This is a genomic window from Methanolobus sp., from assembly GCF_030682845.1.
In the GTDB taxonomy this organism is placed as follows: domain Archaea; phylum Halobacteriota; class Methanosarcinia; order Methanosarcinales; family Methanosarcinaceae; genus Methanolobus.
The window spans coordinates 60,995-73,622 of record NZ_JAUXNK010000046.1 but is presented as its reverse complement, the minus strand read 5'-3'; the positions used below and the strand labels follow the sequence as shown (position 1 = coordinate 73,622).

The 12,628-nt window shown below is 47.6% G+C and carries 13 protein-coding genes; 11 read left to right on the top strand and 2 right to left on the bottom strand.

Annotated elements, in window-relative coordinates; all coding sequences use genetic code 11:
- Nucleotides 1-52: 52 nt before the first annotated feature.
- From Q8J68_RS05185 to afpA, 5 genes are read left to right on the top strand one after another with little or no spacing between them, the layout of a single operon-like run.
- Complete coding sequence (locus Q8J68_RS05185; protein ID WP_305310470.1) at nt 53-1,465, top strand: multiheme c-type cytochrome; 1,413 nt, start codon at nt 53-55, stop codon at nt 1,463-1,465.
- A gap of 16 nt (nt 1,466-1,481) precedes the next feature.
- Nucleotides 1,482-1,673, top strand: a complete 192-nt coding sequence (locus Q8J68_RS05180; protein WP_305310469.1) for a ferredoxin family protein — start codon at nt 1,482-1,484, stop codon at nt 1,671-1,673.
- A gap of 14 nt (nt 1,674-1,687) precedes the next feature.
- Complete coding sequence (locus Q8J68_RS05175; protein WP_370867602.1) at nt 1,688-2,320, top strand: flavodoxin family protein; 633 nt, start codon at nt 1,688-1,690, stop codon at nt 2,318-2,320.
- 5 nt (nt 2,321-2,325) lie between these two features.
- Nucleotides 2,326-3,024, top strand: coding sequence for a ferredoxin--NADP reductase (locus Q8J68_RS05170; RefSeq protein ID WP_305310468.1), 699 nt, complete (start codon nt 2,326-2,328; stop codon nt 3,022-3,024).
- 53 nt (nt 3,025-3,077) lie between these two features.
- On the top strand, nt 3,078-3,623 hold the full coding sequence (gene afpA, locus Q8J68_RS05165; RefSeq protein ID WP_305310467.1) for an archaeoflavoprotein AfpA: 546 nt from the start codon (nt 3,078-3,080) through the stop codon (nt 3,621-3,623).
- 29 nt (nt 3,624-3,652) lie between these two features.
- Here the strand turns inward: afpA and Q8J68_RS05160 are convergent, their stop codons facing one another.
- Entirely contained in the window at nt 3,653-4,477 is an 825-nt protein-coding gene (locus tag Q8J68_RS05160; protein ID WP_305310466.1) for a hypothetical protein, read from the bottom strand.
- A gap of 23 nt (nt 4,478-4,500) precedes the next feature.
- Entirely contained in the window at nt 4,501-5,604 is a 1,104-nt protein-coding gene (locus tag Q8J68_RS05155; RefSeq protein ID WP_305310465.1) for an inositol-3-phosphate synthase, read from the bottom strand.
- A 301-nt stretch (nt 5,605-5,905) separates the two neighbouring features.
- Here Q8J68_RS05155 and Q8J68_RS05150 point away from each other — a divergent pair, with 301 nt between their 5' ends.
- From Q8J68_RS05150 to Q8J68_RS05125, 6 genes are all read left to right on the top strand, one after another.
- Entirely contained in the window at nt 5,906-6,394 is a 489-nt protein-coding gene (locus Q8J68_RS05150; protein ID WP_305310464.1) for a ferritin family protein, read from the top strand.
- 20 nt (nt 6,395-6,414) lie between these two features.
- Nucleotides 6,415-7,626: an FprA family A-type flavoprotein gene (locus tag Q8J68_RS05145; RefSeq protein ID WP_305310463.1), complete on the top strand. Its 1,212-nt coding sequence runs from the start codon at nt 6,415-6,417 to the stop codon at nt 7,624-7,626.
- A 58-nt stretch (nt 7,627-7,684) separates the two neighbouring features.
- Nucleotides 7,685-7,960 (top strand): ferredoxin-thioredoxin reductase catalytic domain-containing protein, encoded by a 276-nt coding sequence (locus tag Q8J68_RS05140; RefSeq protein WP_305310462.1) that lies wholly within the window; start codon nt 7,685-7,687, stop codon nt 7,958-7,960.
- Nucleotides 7,961-8,177: 217 nt separating this feature from the next.
- On the top strand, nt 8,178-8,663 hold the full coding sequence (locus Q8J68_RS05135) for a PAS domain-containing protein (RefSeq protein WP_305310461.1): 486 nt from the start codon (nt 8,178-8,180) through the stop codon (nt 8,661-8,663).
- 33 nt (nt 8,664-8,696) lie between these two features.
- Nucleotides 8,697-9,644 (top strand): PfkB family carbohydrate kinase, encoded by a 948-nt coding sequence (locus tag Q8J68_RS05130; protein ID WP_370867603.1) that lies wholly within the window; start codon nt 8,697-8,699, stop codon nt 9,642-9,644.
- 37 nt (nt 9,645-9,681) lie between these two features.
- Nucleotides 9,682-12,390, top strand: coding sequence for a cation-translocating P-type ATPase (locus Q8J68_RS05125; RefSeq protein WP_305310460.1), 2,709 nt, complete (start codon nt 9,682-9,684; stop codon nt 12,388-12,390).
- Nucleotides 12,391-12,628: the final 238 nt, after the last annotated feature.

The window sequence follows — 12,628 nt, the reverse complement described above, 5'->3', positions numbered from 1 at the left end:
GGGTGATTCATAATAACTTAACTATAGATCAGGTGCTCTTGTAAAAAATGGGGTGTTCATCTTTAGATACATCATTGTTTTTATTGCCGCTGCAACAATTCTGCTCCTAACAGGCTGCGCCTATGCGACAGATCCCATGGCCTCAGGAGAGTATTCTTCTTCCGATTTCACACGGGCAGGCAAATGCCAGCAATGTCATGCCATTGTTCATTCCCAGTGGGATGGAACGATGCATTCCAATGCATATACGGACCCATTCTACCAGAAAGAGTTCCATGCCGCAAGTACTGACACAGACGGTCTGGTCGATGAGTTCTGTTCCCGCTGCCACATCCCGATAGGAGTCCTTTCAGGAGAGATACCTCCGGCAGATGGGTCCCATCTCAGCGAGATAGCACATATGGGAGTGCAGTGTGATTTCTGCCATACGGTCTCCGGCAGCAGCGGCATAGGTGACGCGTCTTTCATAGTCACTCCGGGTAACACAAAATGGGGGCCTTTCGACGACTCGAAGTCAGCCTCCCATGCATCGGAGTATCTGGAACTTCATACCCGTTCAGAGTTCTGCGGCATGTGCCATCAGGTCACCCACCCGGTGAACGGACTTGTAATTGACGATACCTACAGCACCTGGAATGAAAGCTACTACGGTCAGAACGACGTGACATGCCAGCATTGCCATATGAGCCCCGGAGTTACGGAGTTCAAAGCAAATCCCGGCAGGTCGGCCTCTAACTCCCCAAAGAGAGAACATGTCTCATTACATAGCACAGTCGGAGGCAATGCTTTCGTAACAGGGATGCTGGGAGCTGAAAAGGAAAGAAAGCTTGCAATAGAGAGACTTCAGAAGGCAGCGACTCTCAGGCTCGATGTACCCCGGACAGCAATAAAGGGAGAAGAGGTAACTATCGAGATTGCAATTACCAACTCCGGCGCAGGCCACATGCTGCCAACGGGAGTTTCTGAGATCCGTCAGATGTGGCTTGAAGTGGAGGTTACCGATAATCAAGGGCAGATGATCTATCGCACAACAAAGGCAGACACCTCCCTAAGCACAGGCCCTTCCGTGATGTACAACACTGTGCTTGGCGACAGTGAAGGGAACGCAACACTGAGTTTCTGGCTTGCTGAAAAGGTAATTGCCGATAACAGGATAGCTCCCCGGGAAACTGTGAGCGAGCAACATACGTTCACTCTGCATGACAACACATCTTATCCGTTGACTGTTGACGCTACTCTCAATTATATGTCAGCACCCCAGGAACTCATAGACCACCTGTTCGGAGAAGGGATCCATGAAGTACCGGTGATAGCCATGGTGAAGGCATCCGGCAAGATCCATGACCCGGAAAAACCTGTTGATACCCAGGCGCAGGCCCCCGGATTTACGGCTTCCATGGCATTGATGGTCCTGGCAGCGTTGACAATAACCCTGACAATTATAGGCTCATATAAAAAACAATGAAAAGGAGGATATAGTAGTGCCGGCAAAAGTAGATAAAAACAAGTGTGAAGGCATCGGAGCATGTGCTCAGGCATGCCCGACAGATGTAATAGAGATTCAGAAAGACAATAACGGGGACATGAAGTCCGTTATTGCACGACCTGAAGATTGTGTGGAATGCGGTATCTGTGTGGATGCCTGCCCCATGGAATCAATAACCATTGAATAAACAAGGAGGTTGGAGTGCCATTGTCTGAAGGTTCAGCTATCCGGCTACTGGGTATATCTGGCAGCCCCAGGAAGAAAGCCACTGATTTTATTGTGAATGAGGCCTTACGATATGCACAGGAGAAGTTTGGCGCAGAGACAGAGTATTTCTCTGCAAGCGGAAAGGAAATGAAATTCTGCATCCACTGTGACTACTGTGTGCGTACTAAGCAGGGCTGCATCCACAAAGACGATCTTGTGGAGCTGTATGATAGAATGATCTGGGCCGATGCCTGGATAATCGGCACTCCTGTCTACCAGGGTACGCTCAGCGCCCAGACAAAGACTATAATGGACAGGTGCAGGGCTGTGGTTGCACGCGACCCAAAGGTATTCCTGAACAAGGTTGGTGCTGCAGCTGCAGTGGGCGGTGACAGGATAGGCGGCCAGGAACCTGCGATCCGGTCCATACATGATTTTTATGTTATCAGCGAAATGATACCTGTGGGTGGAGGTTCCTTCGGTTCCAACCTTGGCGGAACTTTCTGGTCAAAGGACAAGGGAGCAGAAGGAGTGTCTGAAGACCCTGATGGTCTCAGGAGCCTTCGCAGGACAATGAAGAAGCTGATTGAGACAGCTCAGCTTATTAAAAAGATACAACAGGAGTAAGTATCTTGAAATTCCAGGCAAATATAAGTGAAATTATCCCGCGCAGCGCAAATGCAAAGAGCTTCAGGTTCAAAAGACCTGATGATTTTGACTACAAAGCCGGGCAGTACATTGTAGTGACATTGGAATTCAATGGGAAGAGCGTCAGCAAGCCTTTCAGCTTATCCAGCAGCCCGACAGAGAAGGACCACCTGGAGTTCACAAAGAAACTTACCGGCCACGAATTCTCAAACGCACTGGATTCCATGGAAACCGGATATCCGTTCAATATCAGTGGCCCCTTCGGAAAGATGAGTTACGAAGGAGAGTATGAAAAGATAGTCTTGCTCAGCGGCGGAATAGGCATAGCACCCATGAGAAGCATCTGCAGGTACTGTACTGATCTGAAGCTGGATACGGATGTAGTGCTGATCTGCAGCGACAGGACCGAGGAGGACATGGTATTCTGGAAAGAGTTATCAGAAATGATCCGGCAGAACCCTCGCCTTACCGTGTTCCAGACCCTGACCAGAGCCTCTGAAAACTGGACTGGATGCAGGGAGAGGATCAATGAGAACCTGATCCGAAAGGAGGTCCATGACTATGCTACAAGGGAGTTCTACATTTGCGGGCCTCCATCCATGACGGAGTCCATGACTGAGATGCTGCGCTCCATGGGCGTACCGGATGTGAGGATCAAGAAGGAATCACTGGTAGGATACTGAACATCCCGGAAAGGCCAGGATAATTATTGCAATAAGATACGAGGAGACATTGAATGAAGAGGATAGCATGGGGAATAACAGGCTCAGGAGACCTGATTAAGGAAACGTACGACATAATGGTGGACATTAAGAATAGGACTGACATCGAAATAATGGTCTTTCTTTCAAAAGAAGGGGAAGTTGTTATGAAATGGTACAGGATGTGGGACGATATACAGAGGGATTTTCCCAACTTCAAAACAGAAGGGGGTCCAAACTCGCCATTTATCGCCGGTCCCCTTCAGGTGGGCCACTATGATGCACTTATCATTGCTCCTGCAACCGCTAATACCGTTGCAAAAATAGTCTGTGGCATCGCAGATACCCTTGTTACCAATACTGTTGCACAGACAGCAAAAGGTGAAACTCCGATATACATACTTGCAGTTGACCAGAAAAGAGGGACTGTAAAAACCACCTCTCCCGAAGGAAGACAAATGGTACTCAAAATGAGAGAGGCTGATGTTTCCAATTCCGAGAAGCTTTCACAAATGGAAAATATCACGGTGATGAAAAGCCCCGAGGATATATATGATATAGTTGGTGTGAGCAAAAATTGAGATTCCAGTCCATGGGACTTTTGATGCGCTCAGAAGAAAGTGTACCCTTCGGCAAGGTATATCTGCGGGAGAGAGTCCCGCAAGGTATCCATTCCCCGGAGAGCCTTTGAGCTTGCAAAAGCCGCGATCACACTGTCCAGCGCATCGCCGTCTGTGTTTGCAAGGGCAGTATCTTTAATATGCGAGGAAATGGAGATGCCCCTGTCCACCATCTCCTCGAGGATGTACTTCCTTGCTTCTGACTCTCTTGAAGACCTGCCCTTATAGGGAATATACAGCCCTTCTTTTTTCAATGTTGAGGCAGGGCACACTTCTATAAGCCAGGGTTTGTTACTGACAGGCTCCTGCATAGGTAGCACACATGCCAAACCCTCTGCAACCAGTGGCCCAAGCACATCACGTATGCCAAAATACGTCTGCCTGTAAAGCCGGAGGTTGTATACGCAGAAAGGTGCCCTTACCTCGATATCCGTAAGGCGCTTCAGTTCCCGGTCAGGAGAAAGGGATCTCATTTCTTCGCGGAAGTGCCCTTCAGAAGGATATTTGCCGGGAAAATCAGAAATAAATGAACTCCAGTCCGAAGAAGAAAGAAGCCGATGGGGCAGGCTGAATGGGAAATCCATGCCAAATATCCCATTCTTGCTGCCGGTGATCAGAGACCTCAGGGCGAGCAGGCAGGAACTACGGTCCCGGCTCGTTCCCGCAACTATATCCGATATAGGATAACATGCAGATATACCGAGAATACCGTCGTCATCGATAACGCCTTCGCTCACCCATATCTTCCTGCAGGCAGTTTTTGAGCCACTGAAGTCAACACCATATATGCGGCGTTTCTCTTCAGTCTGCATCATGATTACAGCCAGTAGGTCCGCCTTCAGTTCGTACGGTCACCGCAGATGAACTCGCTGGTCATCTTGTGGGCTTCATCATCAGTGAACTGTTTTGGAGGATGCTTCATGAAATAGGCCGAAGGTGAATAAAGCACTCCGCCGGTTCCCCTGTCAAGGGCAAGTTTACAGCATCTTATAGCGTCGATGACCACACCAGCAGAGTTGGGAGAATCCTCAACAGAGAGGCGTAACTCCAGATTCATGGGTACATCTCCGAAAAGCTTGCCCTCCATCCTCAGGAAGCATACTTTATTGTCGTTCTGCCATGGAACATAATCACTTGGCCCGACGTGGATATTATCATCATCCAGACGCTGTGCGAGAACGGATTGCACAGCCTCCGTCTTCGATGTTTTCTTTGACGCAAGCCTGCTGCGGTTGAGCATGTTCAGGAAGTCGGTGTTCCCTCCGGTATTGAGCTGGTAGGTCCTTTCCAGTTTCACTCCACGCTTATTGAAAAGGTCTGCCAGCATCCTGTGAGTGATAGTAGCACCCAGTTGTGCTTTGATATCATCACCAATGATAGGGATGCCTCTCTTTTCGAATTTCGCGGCCCATTCCGGGTCGCTTGCGATGAAAACTGGCATATTGTTGACGCATGCAACACCTGCATCCAGGGCACAGTCCATGTAAAAACGGGTCGCCTGCTCGGAGCCTACAGGAAGATAGTTCAGTAATATCTCTGCGCCTGAATCCTTCAGTGCCTGAACCACATCTTCCTTGCTGGCTTCAGGCTGGCCTGAAGGTACAAAGGTCCTTTTCTCATCGAAATACATCATATGTTCCGAGAACCCGTCCAGGATGCAGCCCATTTTTACAACTACACCTGTTTGAGGGATATCACTGCAGAATACAGCCGTACAGTTAGGCGGTGCGAAAATGGCCTCCGAAATATCTTTCCCCACTTTCCTTTTATCGATATCGAAGGCTGCGACAACTTCAATATCGGAAGGCCTGTAACCGCCGATATCCCAGTGCATCAGTCCTATAGCATCGTTTTCATGCTTGTCCCTATAGTACTCGATACCCTGGATCAGAGAGCTTGCACAATTGCCAACACCTGCAATTGCGATCTTGATTTTATCCATCACATTACCTCTGTCAAAATAATACATTTAAAATACTGGAATCAAACTAAATATAACCTCTGTAATGGATGATAGTAAATAAAAAGGTTTCTAAATAAAGGTAGAGGTTGCCTTTTTTTGAAAGGGGTGAATAGGAACCTGATATGAGACCAAAAAGTCAATCGGGAAAGGAGTCGACCTTCGAAAGATATATTAAGCCGGACCCCGATAGTTTGAATCGGTGGGATTTGTTCATATTCAGGCAAACAAACACTGAACTGATTTGATTAACCATAGCATTTATTCTGACAGAGGTATGGGCATGAAAGACACCTTAAAGGAAATAGCAGATGAGCTTGACCAGCTCGGATCGATCGATGAAGCAATTGCCATGGCCATTGAGCTGGAAAATGAAGGACGGGAATACTATCTGGAAAAAGCATCTTCAATGAGCAATGCGGTTGCCAGGGATCTTTACACTTTCCTTGCAGAAGAGGAGAAGAAACATGCCGAGTATCTTCGGCAATACAGGGAACAGAAAAAGGCACCTATCGTTGAGTTTGATTACCCGGATTTCAAGGCATCTTTTGCGGAAGAGTTCTCCGGAAAAAAACTGGAAGAGGTGGGAATATTGCTGGCAGCCCTGAGATTCGAACACAAGAGCGAGTATTTCTACACAGAACTGGCAAAGAGGGCAGATGATGAGGACCAAAGGGTTTTCTTTGAGAACGTTGCAGCTGCCGAGAGAGGACATTACAGGATAATAGATGAGCTTCTCGAATGGGCAACCGAGTTCAGAATGCAGACATAATATAGAGGGAGATAGCGCTTATGGATGAGCCACAGCCACTGAAAATAGCAGAGGGAATATACTGGGTAGGCGTTGTTGACTGGAACCTGAGGGATTTTCATGGTTACGAGACTCCAAAAGGTGGAAGTTACAACGCATACCTTATAGTTGATGAGAAGATAGCACTTATCGACACGGTAAAGGCAAGCTTTTCCGATGAGATGCTTAAGAGAATAAGGCAGATAGTTGACCCTGCCAAAATTGATTATGTTATCTCCAACCATGTGGAGATGGACCATTCCGGATCATTACCTGCGATAATGGACATCGCTACAAACGCCACTCTTATTGCAAGCGCCAAGGGTAAGTCCGGGCTCTGCGAGCATTACAGGGAGATGGGCTGTGACAACTGGAACTTCCATGTAGCAAAGACCGGAGATGAGATAAAACTCGGAAAGCGGACACTGATGTTCATTGAGGCAACTATGCTGCACTGGCCCGACAGCATGCAGACATACCTCAAGGAGGACAAGATACTCTTCTCCAACGATGCATTTGGCCAGCACATTGCAACTTCCAAACGCTTTGATGATGAAGTGGAAGATGTCATGGAAGATGCTGCCATCTACTATGCAAATATCCTGCTGCCCTTCGGCGGACAGGTTATCAAGTATGTGGAGAAGGTAAAAGAGCTTGGGATAAGCATAGACATGATAGCCCCCGCTCATGGTGTTATCTGGAGGAAGGAACCTCCAAGGATAATTGAAGCCTATGGCAGATGGGCCAGGGGAGAAACTGCCCAAAAGGTGCTTGTGATCTATGATACCATGTGGGGCAGCACTGAGAAAATGGCAATGGAGATAGCGGAGGGTGTAAGAGAAGCAGGCGTGGAAGTAAGGGTGCGCCATTTGAGAAAGAATGACTGGAGTATGACCATGAAGGAGCTGATGGATTCACCGGTCATTGCTATTGGCTCACCTACGATGAACAATAAGATGTTTTACACAGTAGCAGGATTTCTTACATATATGACGGGGCTTCATCCAAAAAACAAAAAATACTTCCTGTTCGGCTCCTACGGATGGGGAGGCGGAGCTGTTAAAGGCATGGAAAAGGAGATAGAATCTGCAAGATTCGAACTTGCAACCGAGAGCATGCAGGTTAAGTTCAGGCCATTTGAGGATGACCTGAAGCAGTGCAGAGATAACGGAAAAAGGCTTGCAGAAATCGCAAAAGAAGAGGCAAAGTCTTAAATCGCGACATGTTAGTATTATGATAGAACAATTAAAACAGTAAAACAGAGTGATAAAAATGAGATTCGATGGTGAACTTGAGGCTGAATTCTATGAACGTTCGAAGAAAAATGCAGAAAGCTCAGGATACAGGCTGAACAGCGACTGGGATGTTATCACTACTGCAGTTAAAGGTATCTGCAATAACAAGAAGCAGTTTGGAGAATGGTACTGTTTCTGCCAGAAAAGGACAGAGGACAAAGAAAAGGACAAGAAGATCATCTGTCCGTGTGCAGCGCATAAAATAGACCTTGAAACGCGCGGTTCCTGCAAGTGCGGGCTTTTTATTAAATAAATATTCATATAGAGTTTTAACGTTATGAAGAGGTTAGATATTGCCTCTTCATTGCTATTGCCTCTTCATTATTATTGTCCCACACCTCCTTTTTTCCATGGGAACCTGCCTTTAGACTACTATTACCTGTGTTCTGAGGGCAAGCTTAAATCATAAGATGAGAGAGTAATTATCATCTGCCAGCATCTATGAGCATCTGAGAGGAGTGAAGGAAGATATGACAACGGGGAGAGAGATAAACATAAAGGCTACCGAACTGAACGATCTTAAAGAGAGTGAGTTCCTTCAAACCAAACATGAAGAAAGAACACCTGCTATGGTCAGCCAGCCAAAACCTGATGATTACATAAAAGCCCTTGAAGAACTCATCCGACATATGCCGGTGATTGCTCTTGTGCGACCCGCGGGAGAAGGCGGGCATGTTAAAGTCATGTCAGCACATGTATCCACTCTCGGATACAGCCCGGAGGACTTCACTTCAGGAAGACTCGTATACGAGGATATCATTTACCCGGAGGAGGTTTCAGGAGTAATGCTTGAGTTGCTTGAGAACACCCGGGAGGGCGCCTACGAGGTCACGCAGAGATACAGGGTGAGGAAAGAAAAGGGGGAGGTCATACCTGTTGAGGAGCAGACCCTTATCCACAGGGATGAAAAAGGAGAGCCTTTATACTACCTGACAATTGTTAAATTATGGGGTTGAGATTGGTGGCAATAACATGTCCGGGGTGTTTGCATTTCCTGCGTATTTGCAATAAGTGAAATATTCTATGACATACTTTTCAGGGAGGATAAATTTATTTCAGCCTGCCCGGGAGGAGCCATGCTCAACAGCGCGGTCTCGCTTGGAAGGACAGGCATTCCTGTAGCGCTTGTCAGCGAGCATGGCAACGATTCACTGGGAGACATGATATGCAGTTTCCTGGAGAAGGAAAATGTCTCCGTAGAGCATGTCTTAAGGTACGAGAACCGGAAATCACCCATCGCACTGGCTTTTCTGGATAGCGGGAACAATGCCCATTATAGTTTTTACGAGGATTTCCCTCATGCAAGGGTTCTGAATGCCGGCAGGAGTTTTACAAAGAAAGATATAGTAATGTTCGGCTCTATTCTGGCAAGCTCGGCTTTTTTGAAAGAAGAGCTCACAAGAATTCTTGATAGGGCAGACAGAGCCGGCGCGACCATCCTCTACGACCCTAACATCAGGAAAGCCTACACGCCAGATATTGAAAGCATAAGATCTCTTGTTGACAACAATATCCGATACGCCGACATTGTCAGGGCTTCGGATGAGGACATGCTATCTATTGGAGAATGCAGGAACGCAGATGAAGCCTATGAGTACGTGCTTGCCGCAGGGTGCGAATGCCTGATATATACTACTGCAGGCAGAGGCGTGTACCTTAGAACGCCTTGCCTGTCAGAATTCTACAAGACACCCGATATCAGAACAATCAGTACCGTCGGTGCCGGGGACAGTTTTAACGCTGGCATTGTTTACACACTATATCAGGAAGGTCTGGCCGGAGAAAAACCGGAAAACATCTCATCGGCCGCATGGGACCTGATGGTAGGCACAGGTATTGGTTTTGCTACTGAGGTTTGCATGAGCGCTGAGAACTACATTTCAAAGAAGTATGCGCTGAGTCTTGAAGCAAAGAGTACCTCATACAAATATCTATAAATGCTAATCCTTCAAATGCATATAGGGGGAAAGTTCGGTGGAGGAGAATATAGTGGAAGGGGACCTTCCGGCCGTCGAGGATACATTTGCCAGGCTTGGAACATCGGAAAAAGGACTTTCTGAGCAGCAGATATCTGAGCGACTGGAAAAATATGGAAACAATGAGCTGACAGAAACAAAAAAAACAACTGCATGGAAGATATTCACCAGGCAGTTTGCTGATTTCATTGTGTGGGTGCTTATCGCTGCAGCAATAATCTCCCTGCTGGCAGACGAAGTTATCAATTTCTGGGTCATTGTCTTTATCATTGCCCTTGTGATCATACTGGGATTTATCCAGGAGTACAGGGCAGAGAAGGCAATGGAGTCCCTGAAGGACATAGTCAAGCCTGAGACGACAGTTATACGGGATAATAAACCCAGGAATGTGCAGACAAGGGGAGTTGTGCCCGGAGATGTCCTGGTTCTTGAGGTGGGAGATAATATCCCTGCCGATGCGGTTGTTTTCAAATCGGATGGCCTCAGGATTGAAGAGGCGGCCCTTACGGGCGAGAGCGAGCCGGTCTGGAAGGATGTAGGAGACCAGATATTTGCCGGTACGCAGATCGTTCACGGAAAGTGCAGGGCTGTTGTCGTTTCCACCGGGATGGAGACCAAGATAGGTGAAATAGCAGGCCTTATTCAGGTGGAGGATGAACCCACACCCCTTCAGAAAAAGGTTGCAAATTTGTCAAAGAATCTTGCTGTAATAGCACTGCTGGCTTCACTGGCCACTTTTGTGCTGGGGCTGTTCATAGGAGCACCTCTTACCGAGATCCTGCTGGTGGCACTGGCGCTGGCTGTGGCCGCAGTGCCTCAGGGACTTCCGCTTGTCATGACAATCACCCTTGCTTACGGGATGAGACGGATGGCCCAGCACAATGCGATAATCCGGAAGATGCTGGCAGTTGAGACACTGGGATCCACAACTGTGATATGTACCGACAAGACCGGAACCCTCACACGTAATGAGATGACGGTCGAAAAGGTATTCGTTAGCAATAAAACTTTTGAGGTCAGCGGGTCGGGATATGCACCTGACGGAGAGTTCCTGGTAGAAGGAGGGAAGGCGGATATCGGACAGGGTGATACTGCCATGAAGCTGCTCAGGGCTGCAGCACTTTGCAACGCCTCATCTATCGAGAAGAGAGACGGCAAATGGGACACTGTGGGAGATCCTACAGAGATAGCTCTTGTGGTTGCCGCTGCAAAGGCGGGACTGTGGAAAGATGATCTCGAGAAAGAGTACCCGATGATCGATGAGATAGCCTTCACTTCCGAGAGGAAGTTGATGACTACCGTGCACACCCGGGAAGATGGAAGGGTATCGTACACAAAAGGGGCTCCTGAGTATGTCCTTGAGCGCTGTACCCGTATCGAGAAGGATGGAAAGGTCACGGACATCAGCGATGATGACCGCAGGAGCATACTTGACATGAACCGGGAGATGGCATCCTCCGCCTACCGTGTGCTTGGGATTGCCTGCACTGAAGACCCCGGAGATCCCTCCAAAGAAGACATCGAGCAAAATATGACATTCCTGGGGCTTATCGGCATGATAGATCCCCCGCGTGACGAGGTGAAGAATGCTGTGGAGCTCTCCCGGCAGGCCGGCATCAAGGTACTGATGATAACCGGCGATAACCCGGATACAGCCAAGGCGATAGCCAGGCACATAGGACTCCTGGATAGTGGGAGTGCCTGTGGGTCCGATGCAGAAATACTGAATGAGAGCGATAAGAAAGTGCAGCGTATCATAACAGACTGCGTTGTGACAGGCCCGGAGCTTGATGAACTGGACAATGAGGAGTTAGAGAAGATCGTTGACAAAATAAGCGTTTATGCAAGGACCATGCCTGAGCAGAAGCTGAGAATAGTAGAAGCCCTGCAAAAAAAAGGGCATATTGTAGCGATGACCGGCGATGGTGTGAACGATGCACCGGCCCTGAAGAAGGCGGACATCGGCATTGCGATGGGACTCAAGGGAACTGATGTGGCACAGCAGTCCAGTCTCATGGTCCTGCAGGATGACAACTTCGCCACCATCGTGGAAGCAGTGAAAAGAGGCAGGTCCATTTACGAGAATATAGAAAAGTTCACGACCTATCTTATCTCCAGAAATTTCACAGAGGTCACGCTTATTATGCTGGGTCTCCTGTTGCTGGGGTTTGACCTTATACCCCTGCTTGCACTGCAGATTTTATTCATCAATATGTTCGATGAGATAATGCCTGCTATTGCCCTTGGTCTTGACCCTGCCCGGGAAAAGATAATGGACAAGATGCCACGCGATCCCAATGAGAGCCTGCTGAAGAAGAGGAATGTGATGATCATGGTAAGCATGGCTGCAGTAATGGCTTCGTCTGCTTTTCTTGTGTTTGTGCTCAATGACCCTGCAGAGAATACTACAATTGCGAGGACGCTTACATTTGCAACCATTGTCAGCATGATACTTTTCATACCATTCTCCTTCAGGTCCCTTGAAGAATCTATAACAAAGATAGGCATCTTTAGCAATAAGCTGATGATAGTAGGTGTGCTCAGCACGGTCCTGCTGACACTCTCTGTAATGTATATTCCTTTCCTGAACAATATATTTGAACTTGTGCCACTCACACCTATGCAGTGGATACTGCCGCTGGGAGTTGCTTTTGTGACACTGATATTTGCTGAAGGGATAAAGATTGCTGTCCGGAATGTAAAATAAAATTGAACTGGCAGAGAATCATCATGTGGCGCACGTATGTATTATAAGGACAGGACGGGATAGAGGGGTTATTATGTCAAACGATACAACATTCTGCGCCACGACTCTAATTGAGAAGATGAATACTTATTTGTTTTGAAAAGGAAGTATATAGGCCCATATCCAGGAACTGAACATCCTATACAGAATTTGATCCGGAACCAGACCAGTTTATATTTATACTTCCAAATATATTTAT